The sequence below is a fragment of the Pelagibacterium limicola genome (genome assembly GCF_015694405.1).
Classification (GTDB): Bacteria; Pseudomonadota; Alphaproteobacteria; order Rhizobiales; family Devosiaceae; genus Pelagibacterium; species Pelagibacterium limicola.
Window position 1 is genome coordinate 541,866 of record NZ_JADQDB010000003.1, and the last position, 13,832, is coordinate 555,697.

17 protein-coding genes and 1 pseudogene are annotated in these 13,832 nt (G+C 62.2%); 11 read left to right on the forward strand and 7 right to left on the reverse strand.

Annotated elements, in window-relative coordinates:
• Window positions 1-9: 9 nt before the first annotated feature.
• Window positions 10-738 carry a phosphonate metabolism transcriptional regulator PhnF gene (gene phnF / locus I2G20_RS08795; protein ID WP_196259309.1) on the reverse strand — a complete coding sequence of 243 codons (729 nt, stop codon included), beginning with the start codon at window positions 736-738 and terminating at the stop codon, window positions 10-12.
• Between the two features lie 188 nt (window positions 739-926).
• Between phnF and phnG the strand changes: the two genes are divergently transcribed.
• The 11 genes from phnG to I2G20_RS08850 all read left to right on the forward strand — a co-directional run bounded on the left by phnG (window position 927) and on the right by I2G20_RS08850 (window position 8,993).
• Entirely contained in the window at window positions 927-1,397 is a 471-nt protein-coding gene (phnG, locus tag I2G20_RS08800; RefSeq protein ID WP_196259310.1) for a phosphonate C-P lyase system protein PhnG, read from the forward strand.
• The gene (gene phnH, locus I2G20_RS08805) at window positions 1,394-1,993 is read left to right on the forward strand and encodes a phosphonate C-P lyase system protein PhnH (protein ID WP_196259311.1); all 600 of its coding nucleotides are present in this window, start codon (window positions 1,394-1,396) and stop codon (window positions 1,991-1,993) included. The genes phnG and phnH overlap by 4 nt, the downstream gene beginning before the upstream one ends.
• Window positions 1,994-3,094, forward strand: coding sequence for a carbon-phosphorus lyase complex subunit (locus I2G20_RS08810; RefSeq protein WP_196259312.1), 1,101 nt, complete (start codon window positions 1,994-1,996; stop codon window positions 3,092-3,094). It begins immediately after the preceding gene.
• Complete coding sequence (locus I2G20_RS08815) at window positions 3,091-4,011, forward strand: alpha-D-ribose 1-methylphosphonate 5-phosphate C-P-lyase PhnJ (RefSeq protein ID WP_196259313.1); 921 nt, start codon at window positions 3,091-3,093, stop codon at window positions 4,009-4,011. The genes I2G20_RS08810 and I2G20_RS08815 overlap by 4 nt, the downstream gene beginning before the upstream one ends.
• Complete coding sequence (gene phnK, locus I2G20_RS08820) at window positions 4,008-4,811, forward strand: phosphonate C-P lyase system protein PhnK (protein WP_196259314.1); 804 nt, start codon at window positions 4,008-4,010, stop codon at window positions 4,809-4,811. The genes I2G20_RS08815 and phnK overlap by 4 nt, the downstream gene beginning before the upstream one ends.
• A gap of 201 nt (window positions 4,812-5,012) precedes the next feature.
• The gene (gene phnL / locus I2G20_RS08825; RefSeq protein WP_196259315.1) at window positions 5,013-5,714 is read left to right on the forward strand and encodes a phosphonate C-P lyase system protein PhnL; all 702 of its coding nucleotides are present in this window, start codon (window positions 5,013-5,015) and stop codon (window positions 5,712-5,714) included.
• On the forward strand, window positions 5,714-6,859 hold the full coding sequence (locus I2G20_RS08830; protein WP_196259316.1) for an alpha-D-ribose 1-methylphosphonate 5-triphosphate diphosphatase: 1,146 nt from the start codon (window positions 5,714-5,716) through the stop codon (window positions 6,857-6,859). Before phnL ends, I2G20_RS08830 begins: the two co-directional genes overlap by 1 nt.
• A gap of 72 nt (window positions 6,860-6,931) precedes the next feature.
• Window positions 6,932-8,071: an alpha-D-ribose 1-methylphosphonate 5-triphosphate diphosphatase gene (locus I2G20_RS08835; protein WP_196259317.1), complete on the forward strand. Its 1,140-nt coding sequence runs from the start codon at window positions 6,932-6,934 to the stop codon at window positions 8,069-8,071.
• A gap of 62 nt (window positions 8,072-8,133) precedes the next feature.
• Window positions 8,134-8,367, forward strand: coding sequence for an AbrB/MazE/SpoVT family DNA-binding domain-containing protein (locus tag I2G20_RS08840; protein WP_196259359.1), 234 nt, complete (start codon window positions 8,134-8,136; stop codon window positions 8,365-8,367).
• The gene (locus I2G20_RS08845; protein ID WP_196259318.1) at window positions 8,364-8,768 is read left to right on the forward strand and encodes a PIN domain-containing protein; all 405 of its coding nucleotides are present in this window, start codon (window positions 8,364-8,366) and stop codon (window positions 8,766-8,768) included. The genes I2G20_RS08840 and I2G20_RS08845 overlap by 4 nt, the downstream gene beginning before the upstream one ends.
• Before the next feature lie 12 nt (window positions 8,769-8,780).
• On the forward strand, window positions 8,781-8,993 hold the full coding sequence (locus tag I2G20_RS08850; protein WP_196259319.1) for a tautomerase family protein: 213 nt from the start codon (window positions 8,781-8,783) through the stop codon (window positions 8,991-8,993).
• A gap of 177 nt (window positions 8,994-9,170) precedes the next feature.
• On the opposite strand, the gene I2G20_RS08855 is transcribed toward I2G20_RS08850, so the two are convergent.
• The 6 genes and pseudogenes from I2G20_RS08855 to I2G20_RS08880 form a co-directional block, all read right to left on the reverse strand.
• The gene (locus tag I2G20_RS08855) at window positions 9,171-9,791 is read right to left on the reverse strand and encodes a DapH/DapD/GlmU-related protein (protein ID WP_196259320.1); all 621 of its coding nucleotides are present in this window, start codon (window positions 9,789-9,791) and stop codon (window positions 9,171-9,173) included.
• On the reverse strand, window positions 9,788-10,648 hold the full coding sequence (phnE, locus tag I2G20_RS08860) for a phosphonate ABC transporter, permease protein PhnE (protein ID WP_196259321.1): 861 nt from the start codon (window positions 10,646-10,648) through the stop codon (window positions 9,788-9,790). The genes I2G20_RS08855 and phnE (I2G20_RS08860) overlap by 4 nt, the downstream gene beginning before the upstream one ends.
• Window position 10,649: 1 nt before the next feature.
• Window positions 10,650-11,558: a phosphonate ABC transporter, permease protein PhnE gene (gene phnE, locus I2G20_RS08865; protein ID WP_246472946.1), complete on the reverse strand. Its 909-nt coding sequence runs from the start codon at window positions 11,556-11,558 to the stop codon at window positions 10,650-10,652.
• 62 nt (window positions 11,559-11,620) lie between these two features.
• Window positions 11,621-12,541, reverse strand: coding sequence for a phosphonate ABC transporter substrate-binding protein (gene phnD, locus I2G20_RS08870; RefSeq protein ID WP_196259322.1), 921 nt, complete (start codon window positions 12,539-12,541; stop codon window positions 11,621-11,623).
• Window positions 12,542-12,587: 46 nt separating this feature from the next.
• On the reverse strand, window positions 12,588-13,424 hold the full coding sequence (phnC, locus tag I2G20_RS08875; RefSeq protein WP_196259323.1) for a phosphonate ABC transporter ATP-binding protein: 837 nt from the start codon (window positions 13,422-13,424) through the stop codon (window positions 12,588-12,590).
• Window positions 13,425-13,720: 296 nt separating this feature from the next.
• Window positions 13,721-13,832 (reverse strand): annotated as a pseudogene (locus I2G20_RS08880) (IS630 family transposase); the annotation flags it as partial.

The following is a 13,832-nucleotide window of genomic DNA, read 5'->3' on the forward strand; positions in this document are numbered from 1 at the left end:
CAGGAGGCCTCACTCCGGCAATGTGTCGATGACCACCTGTACGCGGGAGGAGCAGAAGCGGGTGTAGCCGAACTCTATGGGCTTTCCTTCATTGTCGACATTGACCGCCTCGAGGCACAGGACCGGTGTGTTCCGGGCCAGCCGCAAATGGCGCATTTCGTAGCTATCCGGGAGGCGCGAGGTGATGCGGGTGGTCTTGCGCAGATAGTCGGCCACCCCAAGCCGTTGCAGCATCGGGGTTACCTTGCGCTCGGACTCGAACGCCTCGAACAGGTGCGGGAACCGGTCGAGGGGGAAGTGGTGCGCGGCGAGGCTAACGGGCATGTCGTCGACCATGCCCAGTGTTTCGATCAGCGCGACGGGAGCGCCGACGGGGAGTCCGAGCCCATGCGCAATCGTATCGTCGGCTGGGATCGTCGCCTTGCGCAATAGCGTGCCCGAGGGGTTACGCGCCTGACGCTTTACGATTTCGGAAAAACGCGTGCGGCGCGAGAGCGGGTAATCGACGATATCTTCCTGAACGAACGTCCCCCGCCCCTGCTCGATGCGGACCAGCCCGGTATCCTGCAAGCTCCCCACCGCGCGCCGCACCGTGTGGCGATTGACGCCGAATCGTTCAGCGAGTTCCAGTTCGGTCGGGAGCCTGTCGCCGGGTTGATAGGCGCGGGTGCGAATCTCGGTGCCGATGGTGTCGGCAATAAATTGCCAGAGGGACGAACCCGAGGGGCGGGTGGACATACCTGTTGCTCCGATCCGATATCTTGCCTGGGATCAGCATTGTGGGGGAAGGAACGCCGGATCCGGTTTTCCTGCCGCCGATGTCATAGCCCCGTCACAGTGTTGCGGCAGAAGTTGACCCGACGACACGCCAAGCATACAGTGCAAAAACCAAAACGTCTAGACGTTTAGATGTATAGGTCTACATCATGTCCCACGCCTCCAAACACGAACACCCGAACCCGGCCCGCGCCCGGTGGATGGGCATCTTCGCCCGCGCCAGTGCCGCCGATCTGCAAAAAGCGCTCGATGGGCTCGACGCCGTTCCGGCCTACGAATTCCTGCGCCGCCCAGAGACGGGGCTTGTCATGGTGCGCGGCCGCTCAGGCGGCACGGGCAACCCGTTCAACTTCGGCGAGATGAGCGTCACGCGCTGTGCGATACGCCTCGCCGAAGGCGTCACCGGCCACAGCTACGCAGCAGGGCGCGACATGAAGAAGGCCGAGCTGGCCGCCGTGTTCGACGCGCTGATGCAGACGGACAGGCGCATGACGCTGGAAACCGGCGTCGTCGCGGCGCTCGCCAGGAAACAGGCTGAGGCCCGCGCGCTCAAGAGCCGCAAGGCCGCGGCGACGAAGGTCGAATTCTTCACGATGGTCCGGGGAGACAATCCGCTATGACCCCTTCCGCTTCAAACGATCTCCTGCCCGGTTTTGCCGATCCGGTTTTCGATGCGCAATCGGCGTTCCGGGCCACGCTCGATGCCATGTCCTATCCCGGGCGCGTGCAGACCGTGCCGACATCGCTGGCAACGCCCGAACCGCTTGGGATCGCCGCAGGCTCGCTCGCCTTGGCGCTCTTCGATTTCGATACGCCGGTCTGGCTCGAACCCGTGCTGGCCGAAGGACCCGCCGCCGGATACCTCCGTTTTCATTGCGGCTGCCCGGTCGTTTCGGGGATGGGCGAGGCGCGCTTCGCCCTTGTGAACGCCGCCAGCCTGCCGCGGCTCGACAATTTCGGCATCGGCGAGGATCGCTATCCGGATCGTTCCGCGACGCTCGTCATCGCCGTACCTTCGCTCACCGACGGCCCTGGCACGCGCTGGACCGGCCCCGGCATCGACGGGTCGATCGGCGTCCAGATCGCGGGGCTTCCCGACGATTTCTGGGCCCAATGGGCGGACAACCGGGAACTCTATCCCCAAGGGATCGACGTCATTTTCACCTGTGGCAAAAGCCTCGTTGGCCTGCCACGTACCATAAATGTGGAGGCGTAAATGTATGTGGCCGTCAAGGGTGGCGAAAAGGCCATCCTCAATTCGCACAAGCTGATCGCCGAGACCCGTCGCGGCAATTCCGAGCGTCCCGAGATCACCATCGAGCAGATCGCCGACCAGCTCGGCCTGTCGGTCGATCGCGTCATGGCGGAAGGCTCGCTCTATGATCGCGGGCTTGCCGCGCTCGCGGTCAAGCAGGCACAGGGCGATCTGGTGGAAGCCATCTTTCTTCTCCGCGCCTACCGCACCACCCTTCCGCGCTTTGCCATGTCCGAGCCCATCGACACGGCAAAGATGCTCGTCCAGCGCCGCGTTTCGGCAGCCTACAAGGACATTCCCGGCGGGCAGGTGCTCGGGCCGACATACGACTATACGCACCGCCTGCTCGATTTCGCGCTGGCCGCCGAAGGTGGCGTCGGCATGCCGGAAGCTCCGGTTGCAGACGAGGCGCTCGATGATGGGATGCCGCATGTTGCGGACCTGCTCGACTATGAGGATCTGATCGAGCCCGATCTGCCCGACCCTGACCAGCCCGAGGCCTTCGATCTCACCCGCGAGCCGATGAGCTGTCCCGCCGAGCGCGACCAGCGGCTGCAGAACCTTGCGCGCGGCGACGAGGGGTTCGTGCTCGCGCTCGCCTATTCAACCCAGCGCGGCTATGGCGGCAATCACCCGTTCGCGGGCGAAATCCGCATGGGCGAGGTTGCGGTCGAGATCGTGCCCGAGGAACTGGGCTTCGCCATCGATATCGGGGACATGGTGGTCACCGAGTGCCACATGATCAACCAGTTCGAAGGCTCGGCCGACCGTCCGCCGCAGTTCACGCGCGGTTATGGCCTGACCTATGGTCACAACGAGCGCAAGGCGATGGCCATGGCACTCGTCGACCGCGCGTTGCGGGCCCGCGAGTTCGGCGAGGTCGCCAAGTATCCCGCTCAGGACGAGGAATTCGTCCTTTACCACGCCGACAACGTGGAAGCGGCCGGCTTCGTCTCGCATCTGAAACTCCCGCATTATGTCGACTTCCAGGCCGAACTGAGCCTCATCCGCCAGCTTCGCGCCGAATACGAAGACCGCCAGCAGAAGGACGCCGCCCAATGAGCGCCGTTTCCGCCGTCCAGTGGGACGAGGCCTATAATTTCGCCTATCTCGATGAGCAGACCAAAAGAATGATCCGCCGGACCATTCTCAAGGCCATCGCCATCCCCGGCTATCAGGTGCCGTTCGGCGGGCGCGAAATGCCGCTTGCCTATGGCTGGGGTACGGGGGGGGTTCAGGTGACGGCCTCGGTCATCGGCCCGGATGATACGCTCAAGGTCATCGACCAGGGCGCGGATGATACGACCAATGCCGTCTCGATCCGGCGTTTCTTTGAACGCGTCGCGGGCGTCGAAACGACCGAGACGACCGAAGACGCCGACATCATCCAGACCCGCCACCGCATCCCCGAATTTCCCCTGCGCGAGGGCCAGGTGCTCGTTTATCAGGTCCCGCAGCCGGAGCCCCTGCGCAAGCTCGAGCCGCGCGAGACCGAAACGCGCAAGATGCACGGCTATGCCGAATACGGGCTGATGAGCGTCCGTCTCTACGAGGATATCGCGCGCTATGGCCACATCGCCACGACCTATTCCTATCCGGTGATGGTCAATGGGCGATACCTGATGTCGCCCTCGCCCATCCCCAAGTTCGACAACCCCAAGATGGAGAACAACCCCGCCATCCAGCTGTTCGGCGCGGGCCGCGAAAAGCGCATCTATGCCATTCCGCCTTATACCCAGGTCAAGTCGCTCGATTTCGACGATCACCCGTTCAAGGTGCAGACCTGGAAGGAATGCTGCGCGCTGTGCGGGGCAAAGAGCTCCTATCTCGATGAGGTCATCCTCGATGACAGGGGCGGCAGGATGTTCGTCTGCTCGGACACCAATTTCTGCGAGGACCGGCGCGCCAAGGGCCATACGGGCCCGCTTGGCGCCGACCCCGCCGCCCTCGCCTTTGCCCACAAGGAACCCGCCCAATGAGCGCCGTCATGCAAATGGAAAAGGCCGAGCGGCGCCCGCTCTTGCGGGTCTCTCACCTCACCAAGTCCTATGGCGAGGTGACCGGCTGCCGGGACATCAATTTCACGCTCTATCCGGGCGAGGTGATCGGCATTGTGGGCGAATCCGGCTCGGGCAAGTCCACGCTCCTGAACGTTCTCTCCGCCCAGATGCAGCCGACATCCGGAACCGTTGAATATGACCTCAAGCACCGGGGGATGAGCGACATCTTCACGCTCAGCGAACCCGAGCGCCGCAAGCTCATGCGCACCGATTGGGGCATCGTCCACCAGAACCCGCGCGACGGCTTGCGCATGGAGGTTTCAGCGGGCGGCAATGTCGGGGAACGCCTGATGGCTATCGGCGCGCGGCATTATGGCGATATCCGCGCCGCAGGGCTTGACTGGCTCGCCAAGGTCGAACTCGACACCACGCGCATCGATGACCGGCCGAAGACGTTTTCGGGCGGGATGCAGCAGCGTCTCCAGATCGCCCGCAACCTCGTCACCAACCCGCGTCTGGTTTTCATGGACGAACCCACCGGCGGTCTCGATGTTTCGGTGCAGGCCCGCCTGCTCGACCTGTTGCGCGGGCTGGTTCGCGAACTGGGAATCGCGGCCATCATAGTGACCCACGATCTGGCTGTCGTCAGGCTGCTGGCCGACCGGCTGATGGTCATGCGGCGCGGCGAAGTGGTGGAGGCGGGACTGACCGATCAGGTTTTGGACGACCCGCATCATCCCTACACCCAACTGCTCGTTTCCTCGGTTTTGCAGGTTTAGTGGCATGGCTCAAGCCGGCGCTCTTGGCTCACCCCCACCCCTAACCCCTCCCCTCAAGGGGGAGGGGGACTGGCTCCATGCTTCCTGCAAGCATTCGCCCCAAAAAACGCCGAACGGATTCCCCTCCCCCTTGAGGGGAGGGGTTAGGGGTGGGGGCGAGCGGTGCCTCGTCAGCCGCAGCGCCCAACAAGGAACACCACAATGACCATCATGATCTCCGTCGCAGAGCTTTCGAAAAACTTCGTTCTCCATACCCAGGGGGGCACGGTGATCCCCGTGTTCGAGAATCTCTCGCTCGACGTGAATGCGGGGGAATGCGTTTGCCTGCACGGGCCTTCAGGGTCCGGGAAATCCTCCCTGCTGCGCTCGCTCTATGCCAACTACAAGCCGACATCGGGTTCGATTTCGGTCGCCCATGAGGGCGGCTGGGTCGATCTGACCAAAGCCGAGCCCTACAAGATCGTCGAGGTGCGCCGCCAGACCGTCGGCTATGTCAGCCAGTTCCTGCGCGTCATCCCGCGCGTGCCCGCGCTCGAAGTGGTCGCGGAGCCCGCCAAGCTCGTCGGCCTGCCTGCCCAGGCGGCAGAGGAAAAGGCCAAGAGCCTGCTTTCCCGCCTCAATATCCCCGAACGCCTGTGGTCCATCGCGCCCGCGACCTTCTCGGGCGGCGAACAGCAGCGGGTCAATATCGCCCGCGGCTTTGTCCGCGATTATCCGGTGCTCCTGCTCGATGAGCCCACCGCCTCGCTCGATGCGGCCAACCGGCAGGTGGTGATCGAATTGATCCTCGAAGCCAAGGCCCGCGGCACGGCCATTGTCGGCATCTTCCACGACGCCGAGGTGCGCGAGGCGGTTGCCGACCGGTTGTTCGAGGTCATGGCTTTCCAGCGGAGCGCTGCGTGATGGCCGAAATCGTCTTCACCAATGCGAAGATCGTTCTCGATGACGCGGTGATCGAGGGCACGCTTGCCATTCGCGATGGCCTTATCGCGGGCGTCGAGAGCGGCGGCACCGCCCTGCCCGGCGCCATCGATGCCGGGGGCGATTACATCCTGCCCGGCCTTGTCGACATCCACACCGATCACCTGGAAAAGCACGTCCTGCCGCGCCCGCATGTGCGCTGGGACGTTCATCGCGCCGTCCTTGCGCATGACGCGCAGATCATCGGTGCGGGGATCACCACGGTTTTCGACTCCATATGTGTTGGTGGCACCGAGAAGAACCCCGAGCGGCGCGAAATCTTCCAGCCGATGATCGACGGCATCGAGGCCGCCCGCAACGTCAAGGCATTCCGGGCCGAGCACCTCGTCCACCTGCGCTGTGAGATCACCGATCCGGAGGCGCCGGGACAGGCGCAGGCCAATGTCGACAAGGATTTCGTGCGCCTGGTTTCGGTGATGGAGCACGTGCCCGGCAAGCGCCAGAGCCGGGACATGGGCAACTATATCGCCCGCCGCATGGCGGCGAGCGGCAAGACCCACGCCGAGGTCGAGGAGGAAATCACCGAACTTCTCGACAGGTTGGAGACCGAATCCGTCGATGTCCGCGCCGAGATCATCGCGATGGCGCATTCCTTTGGCCTACCGCTGCTCAGTCACGACGATGCGACCGCCGAACATGTCCGGCAGGCGCATGAGGAGGGCATCAGGATTGCCGAATTCCCGGTGAGCATGGAGGCGGCACGCGAAGCCCGGTCGCTCTCGATGCACGCGGTCGCGGGCGCGCCCAACTATCTGCGCGGCGGTTCGCAATCGGGCAATGTCGGGGTACGCGAGTTGCTGTCACATGGGCTGGTCGATATTCTGGCCTCCGACTATGTGCCGCGTTCAATGCTCGATGCGGTGTTCGCCATCGCCGACGACGACGCCCTGGGCATTTCGTTGCCCGAAGCCGTCAGCATGGCGACCAGCGCTCCGGCGCGGGCAGCCAGGCTCGAGGATCGCGGCGAAATCCTGCCCGGCCTTCGCGCCGACATCATTTTCGTGAACCTTTCAGCTGGCACGCCAATCCTGCGGCAGGCGTGGCGGGATGGCGAGAGGGTTGCGTGATCGCTTTTCTCCGTCACCGGTGAAGCGAATTTGAAAATCGTATACGTCCCGCAAGGGAAAAGAGGCCGGAAGATGAGTGACTTGGTCGTTTCGAATGCAAAGCTGGTGCTTGAAGATCAGGTGATCCAGGGCGCGATGTCGGTGGAGGACGGCAGGATCGCCGGATATGACACCGGTGCCTCCGCGCTTCCCGGCACGCTCGATTTCGAGGGCGATTATCTTGTACCGGGCTTCGTCGAGATCCATACTGACAATCTCGAAAAGCATCTCCAGCCGCGCCCCGGCGTCATGTGGCCCTCGCCGGCTGCTGCCATTCTTTCCCATGACGTACAGATCGCCGGGGCCGGGATCACGACGGTTTTCGACGCGGTTTCGGTGGGCGAGTATTCGGCGGCCAGCAACCGCCGCCAGATGATCACAACCACCGTCGAGACCGTCTCCAACCCCGAGATCCGCGATGTGCTGCGGGCCGAGCATCTGCTGCATATGCGGTGCGAGCTGGCCGACCCCGCCGTGCTCGACATCTACCATCCGCTTGCCGGCAACCCGCTCATCAAACTCGTCTCGCTGATGGACCACACGCCCGGCCAGCGGCAATGGGCCGATCTCTCCAAATGGCGTCAGTTCAACCGGGACAAGAAATGGACCGACGAGGAATTCGACGCCATGGTCCAAAAGCGCAAGGACGACCAGGCGCGCCACGCCGAATATCACCGCCGCTCGGTCATCGCGCTGGCGCGGCATCACGGTACCGTCATGGCCAGCCATGACGACACGACCCGCGAGCATGTGGAGGAAGCGGTGTCGCACGGCATCGAGATTTCCGAATTCCCCACATCGGTGGCCGCAGCCGGCCATGCGCACAAGCGCGGCATGAAGGTGGTGATGGGCGCGCCGAACGTGGTGCGCGGCGGCTCGCATTCGGGCAATGTCTCGGCGATCGACCTCGCCGAGCGCGGTTTTCTCGACGGGCTTTCCTCCGATTACGTCCCTTCCAGCCTGATGCAGGCGGTGTTCCAGCTCAGCCTGCAGGAGACCATATCACTGCCTAAGGCGGTCAATCTGGTCTCTGCCAACCCCGCCGACATGGTTGGCCTCACCGACCGCGGCCGCATCGCCGAAGGCAAGCGGGCCGACTTTTCGCGGGTAAGACTCGTTGACGGCCTGCCCGTCATCATGGGCGTCTGGCGCGAGGGGAAGCGGATCAGCTGAGGCTATTGAATTTCGCACCGCGAAGTAATACCTTGTCAGATAATGGTATTACAGGTTTTGCAATGACCACTACAGTGACCTCCAAAGGCCAAGTGACGATTCCGAAGTCCGTCCGCGACCTTCTTGGCATCAAGCCAGGCAGCAAGGTCGATTTTTTGCGCGCCAAGGATGGCAGCATTGTTCTGGTACCGCACGACAGCAAAAGGCCGGTCAGTCGTTTTGCCCAATTGCGCGGCCATGCCGGTGCGGGGCTTGATACCGACGCCATTATGGCTCTTACACGCGGCGAATCGTGACGCTGGTCGACACCAATGTTCTGCTCGATCTCGCTACCAATGACCCCGCTTGGGTCGATTGGTCGCTCATGCAGCTCGAAGCGGCCAGTCTCGCCGGGCCGTTGCTCATCAATGACGTTGTCTATGCCGAGCTCTCGGTAAGATACGAGCGCATTGAGGACCTCGATGCCTTCATCGCGCATGCGGGCATTGATATGGTGCCGACGCCGCGGCCTGCACTGTTCCTGGCGGCCAAAGCCTTTGCTCAGTACCGGACCGCCGGTGGCAAGCGCACGGGAGTTCTGCCCGACTTCTTCATTGGCGCTCATGCAGCGGTTGCTGACCTGCCATTGCTTACTCGCGACCTGGGACGATACCAAACCTATTTCCCTACGCTTCGATTGATCGTACCCGAAACCTGAACCGGAGGTCCCATGCCCTACGTCAACATCAAGATCACCCGCGAAGGCGCGACTGCCGAGCAGAAGGCGAAAATCATCAAGGGGGTCACCGATCTGCTGGTCGATGTCCTCGACAAGAACCCCGCAACCACCTTTGTCGTCATTGAGGAGGTCGACCTCGATAACTGGGGCGTGGGCGGGGTGTCCGTGACCGAGCTGCGCAAGAACCGGGCGAAAACGTCCTGAGGTGCGCCAAAGCCGCTTATCCCCGCGTCATCCAGCCCGCATATTCTACCGGGTTGCTGATCACCACGTCGGGTCCATTTGGACCCAGATTTGGAGTCCGACAAATTATAACTGGACGAATTGAACGGAAAACGTTTTCTCGTTCAGTTATCGGTCGGAAGAATTCCCCACACGGTTTCAGGCCCCATATTTTTCCACGAACGCCTCGGCGGAAAGTGCGCGCATGTCGGGCAGGGTTTCGCCCAGTTTCTCGTGACTCCAATCCCACCATTTGAGCGCCATCAGCCTTTCGGCCAGCGCTTCAGGATGGCGGCGTTTGATGAGTTTGGCGGGAACGCCCGCGACGATGGTGTAGGGCTCCACGTCTTTGGTGACCACCGCGGAAGAGCCCACCACGGCGCCGTCTCCGATGGTGACGCCGGGCATGATAACCGCCCCGTGCCCGATCCAGACATCGTTGCCTATGGCCACGCGATGCGCGCGCCGCCAGCCGAAGAACTCCTCGTCGTCTCCAAGATCGAAGCCGTATTGCCGCGAGCGGTAGGTGTAATGGTGCTGGCTGGCGCGCCAGGTGGCATGGTTGCCGGGATTGATGCGCACGAAGGCGGCAATCGAGCAGAACTTGCCGACGGTCGCGTAGATGATCGAGCCGTCATGGACGATATAGGAATAGTCCCCGAAATCGGTTTCAGCGATCATCGTGCGGGCGCCGACTTCGGTGTAGCGGCCCAGCGTGCTCTCGCGGATATTGGCGGTCTCGTGGATCGTAGGCTCGGTGCCCAGCATCTTGAGGGTCATTTGCTGTCCGTCTTGTCGAGGATGATCTTCATGCGGATGCGCTTGGAGATGTTGTCGATCACGGCAACCGTCACGAGGATCATGATGATGATGAAGGCGGCTTCGTCCCAATTGTTGATGCGGATGCGGTCGGAGAGCGCCAGGCCGATCCCCCCTGCCCCGACGATGCCGAGGATGGTGGCGGAGCGGACGTTGGATTCGAAGAAATAGAGAACGTGCGACAGCATCACGGGCACCACCTGCGGGAAGACGCCCAGCCGCAGGGTGTGAAGCTCGCGCGCGCCCGAGGCGCGGACGCCCTCGACGGGCTTGTTATCGATGTTCTCGATGGATTCGGAAAAGAGCTTTGCAAAGACCGGTATGTCGGAAAAGACGATGGCGAGCACGCCGGCGAAGGGGCCCATGCCGACGGCAGCCACGAAGATCAGCGCCCAGATGAGGCTGTCGACCGCCCGGAAACCATCGAAGAACCGGCGCAGGCCGAAATGGAAGAACCAGTTGGGAATGACGTTCTTGGCGCCAAGGAACCCCAGCGGCAGCGCGACGATTGCGGCGATCAGCGTGCCCAGAAAGGCCATGCCGACGGTCTCGAGGATGGCATAGGCGAATTCCCAGAAATGCCCGCCATCGGAGGGCGGGAACATGAACTGGACGAGAAATCCGAGTTTTCCCAGCCCCTCCCAGATGCGCGCGGGAGAGGCGTTGATCCACCAGAGCCCAAAAATCAAGACGCCGAAAAAAGCTGTCCAGAGGCCGTACGTCAGAAAGAGTTCGGGCCAGGGGCGGCGGAAAAGGGTCGGCTGGAGCTTTTCGAGCCGGGCGATTTCGCCGGGGGCGATCGATGGTGCCGGGGGCATGTCAGTGTCCCTTGAAATTGTCCGCGCCGATCAGACGGTGGCGGATGGTTTCGCAAACCATGTCGATGATCGAGACGGTGACGATGAGCAGGAGCAGGATGGCCGAGATGTCCTGGTATTCGAACTGGCGGATGGCAAAGTAGAGGTCCTGCCCGATCCCGCCCGCTCCGACGACACCCAGAACGGCGGCACCGCGCACGTTGATCTCGAAACGCAGCAGCGCATAGCTGGCATAGTTCGGTAGCGCCTGCGGCATCACGGCGAGCCGCATGGCCATCGGCCAGTTGCCGCCCGACGCATAGACGCCTTCGAGCGGGCGCATGTCCACGTTCTCGTTGACCTCGGCAAAGAGCTTGCCCAGCGACCCCGCGGTATGAACCGCGATGGCCAGCACGCCCGCGAACGGCCCCAACCCGAAGGCGAAGACGAAAATCAGCGCGAAGACGAGCTCGGGCACGGTGCGGAAGAATTCGAGCGCACGGCGTGCGGAAAAATAGATGCCCGAACGCTGGACCAGATTGCGCGAGGCCGGGAAGCACAGGAGCAAAGCAAGAAAACCGCCCAGCGCCGTGCCGACAAAGGCCATCAGCACGGTCTCGACGAGAAGCCGCAGCCAATAGTTGAAGCCCCAATACCAGGTCCGGAGGTCGCCCAGAAGGTTTTCGAGGGTGAGCGTGGGTAGCGTGCCGTGGACGTAATTCCACGCCTTTGGCAGCCCGGTCATGAGCTTTTGCACGTTGAACCCCGAAACGACCATCGATCCGATGGTCGCGGCAAGGAACAGCGCCAGATAAAGCGCCGTCCAGGCCATGCGCGTCCTGCGTTCGGCGAGAAAGCGCGCCTCGAACCGGGAAAGGCGGTCGCGCGCATCTCGTGCGCCGGCGCCGAGCGTAGTTGAGGGAGATGTCATCGGCTTGCCCCTGTCGGAAAAACGAAAAGGGACGCCCGGTCCGGGCGCCCCGTCATTTTCGGTCAGTTGCCGCGCAAACGGCGCTGTTCGGCGTTGTATTCGGTGATGGCGACCATATCGATATAGTCTTCGTGGGTTGCCACGCCGTAGCCGCTGGACTGGTTCGAGTGAAGTTCGTTGAAGGCGTCCGGCGCTTCATCGGGGAAGGCGAACAGCGCTTCCTTGAAGAGGTCCTGAACTTCCTGGGGGAGATCGGTGCGCATTACGACGGGCGAGGACGGGATCAGCGGCGACGTCCAGATGATCCGGGTCGAACCCTCCTCGATCATCCCTTTTTCGACCATGCGCTGGATATTGCCGCGCGTCTCGTTGGTCCAGTGCGTGGCGACGACCTCGAAGGTGCCATTAAGCAGGGCGATGACCGACTGTTCATGGCCACCCGAGAAAGCGACTTCGCCGAAGTATTCTTCAGGCGGCATTCCGAGGGTTTCACGCAGGTAATAGGAAGGGATGGCAAAGCCCGAAGCGGAATTGGGATCCGCGAAGGCGAAGGGCTTGCCCGCAACGTCTTCAAGCGACTGATAGGGGCTGTCGGCCCGGACGGCCAGAACCGAATAGTAGCCGCGGTTGCCTTCCAGATCGAGGCTGACCGCAACCGGCGCGACATCCTCTCCCATCACCCGGTGCGCCAGAGCATAGTTGGCGGGCCCGATGGATGCGAAGTGAACATTGCCTGCCCGCATGGCTTCGATAACGGCGGCATAGTCGGTGCCGCGAACCACATTGACCGGCACGCCGAGCTTTTCGGTGAGGTAAGCGGCATAACCCTGATTGCGGGCAATGGCGTCGTTCTCGTTCTCGGACGACGAGATGCCGAGGTAGAGTTCAGGATATTGTTCGCGCCAATCGGCAAGGGCCGGGCTGACAAAAGACATGGCGAGGGCGAACGCCGCGAAGGCGCGGCGGCGAAACAGAGCGGTCATGGGACCTCTTCTCCTATGGGGGGTTAGGTATTTATTGCGGGCTAACTCAGATCGCGGCCTGGGCCGGCTGCAATTTCGCGGGCACGGGCGGGGTCCACTTGCGGGCCGCAATCGTCGAGGTCAGTTTCTCGTCGATGGCCTGTTCCTCGTCATCGCCGCCGTAGATCTGCTCGATGACGGCGCTGGTCAGTTCCTCTGGCTTGCCGTCGAAGACGAGCTCGCCATGCGCCATCCCGACGATGCGGTCGCAATAGGCACGCGCGGCATCGAGCGTATGGAGGTTGCAAATGACCGTCATGCCGTCCTCCTCGTTGATCCGGCGCAGGGCGTCCATGACGAGACGGGCATTGCGCGGGTCGAGCGAGGCGATGGGTTCGTCGGCAAGAATGATCGAAGGCTGCTGGATGAGCGCGCGGGCGATGGCCACGCGCTGCTGCTGGCCGCCCGACAATGTATCGGCGCGCTGCAGCGCCTGAGGAAGAAGATCGAGCCGTTCGAGGGCTGCGGCGGCGAGCGAGCGATCGGTCTTCGAAAAATGCTTGAACATGACGGGAAGCGTCGCTGCTGTGCCGATGCGGCCGATCATCACGTTGGTGAGCACATCGAGGCGGCCGACGAGGTTGAACTGTTGGAAGATCATGGCACAACGGGCGCGCCAGGCCCTCAGTTCGCTGCCCGTGAGGCCGGTTACGGGCTTGCCCTCGAAAAGGATCTCGCCACCGCTCGCGGGGATGAGACGATTGATCAGCCGAAGGAGGGTGGACTTGCCGGCACCCGAACGGCCAATAACGCCAACCATCTGGCCGGGTTCAAATCGCAGCGTGATGCCTTTTACAGCAGCATTATCGCCGAATACTTTTCGTACCCGATTGAGCTCAAGCATTTGTCGTGGCCTCCGGTTGCCTCAGGGCGAACAATAACTACCGCGTGCCCAGAATGAATTTCGGGAATCGCGGCGCTTGAGAGGAGACCTTAGGGAATAAGTGTGACACATATATTTCAATATCCACAGTCTATTGTGGATAGACCAATTATTGATTTGTATATTACTTTTGATCATCAAATACACTTCAGCGACCACCCCAAATATCGAGAATTCAATCAGCGGCAGTTTTCCACTGCCCCGGAGCGGGAAAACCACAAAAAGATCAATCGGCTAGGCGTTAGGGCGGAATCCTATCAGTCTGCATCGTATCCAGCGGCTGCGAAGTAGTTGGCGCACTCTTTGGGCGTGAAGGTTTGGACCAGTTTGCCAATTCTGTTCCAGAGCGCATCAACGGTTCGCTCTGCT

Excerpts from the sequence above, each read along its gene's own strand:
- phnF (WP_196259309.1), bottom strand. The coding sequence starts at position 738 with ATGTCCACCCGCCCCTCGGGTTCGTCCCTCTGGCAATTTATTGCCGAC.
- phnG (WP_196259310.1), top strand. The coding sequence starts at position 927 with ATGTCCCACGCCTCCAAACACGAACACCCGAACCCGGCCCGCGCCCGG.
- phnH (WP_196259311.1), top strand. The coding sequence starts at position 1,394 with ATGACCCCTTCCGCTTCAAACGATCTCCTGCCCGGTTTTGCCGATCCG.
- I2G20_RS08810 (WP_196259312.1), top strand. The coding sequence starts at position 1,994 with ATGTATGTGGCCGTCAAGGGTGGCGAAAAGGCCATCCTCAATTCGCAC.
- I2G20_RS08815 (WP_196259313.1), top strand. The coding sequence starts at position 3,091 with ATGAGCGCCGTTTCCGCCGTCCAGTGGGACGAGGCCTATAATTTCGCC.
- phnK (WP_196259314.1), top strand. The coding sequence starts at position 4,008 with ATGAGCGCCGTCATGCAAATGGAAAAGGCCGAGCGGCGCCCGCTCTTG.
- phnL (WP_196259315.1), top strand. The coding sequence starts at position 5,013 with ATGACCATCATGATCTCCGTCGCAGAGCTTTCGAAAAACTTCGTTCTC.
- I2G20_RS08830 (WP_196259316.1), top strand. The coding sequence starts at position 5,714 with ATGGCCGAAATCGTCTTCACCAATGCGAAGATCGTTCTCGATGACGCG.
- I2G20_RS08835 (WP_196259317.1), top strand. The coding sequence starts at position 6,932 with ATGAGTGACTTGGTCGTTTCGAATGCAAAGCTGGTGCTTGAAGATCAG.
- I2G20_RS08840 (WP_196259359.1), top strand. The coding sequence starts at position 8,134 with ATGACCACTACAGTGACCTCCAAAGGCCAAGTGACGATTCCGAAGTCC.
- I2G20_RS08850 (WP_196259319.1), top strand. The coding sequence starts at position 8,781 with ATGCCCTACGTCAACATCAAGATCACCCGCGAAGGCGCGACTGCCGAG.
- I2G20_RS08855 (WP_196259320.1), bottom strand. The coding sequence starts at position 9,791 with ATGACCCTCAAGATGCTGGGCACCGAGCCTACGATCCACGAGACCGCC.
- phnE (WP_196259321.1), bottom strand. The coding sequence starts at position 10,648 with ATGCCCCCGGCACCATCGATCGCCCCCGGCGAAATCGCCCGGCTCGAA.
- phnE (WP_246472946.1), bottom strand. The coding sequence starts at position 11,558 with ATGACATCTCCCTCAACTACGCTCGGCGCCGGCGCACGAGATGCGCGC.
- phnD (WP_196259322.1), bottom strand. The coding sequence starts at position 12,541 with ATGACCGCTCTGTTTCGCCGCCGCGCCTTCGCGGCGTTCGCCCTCGCC.
- phnC (WP_196259323.1), bottom strand. The coding sequence starts at position 13,424 with ATGCTTGAGCTCAATCGGGTACGAAAAGTATTCGGCGATAATGCTGCT.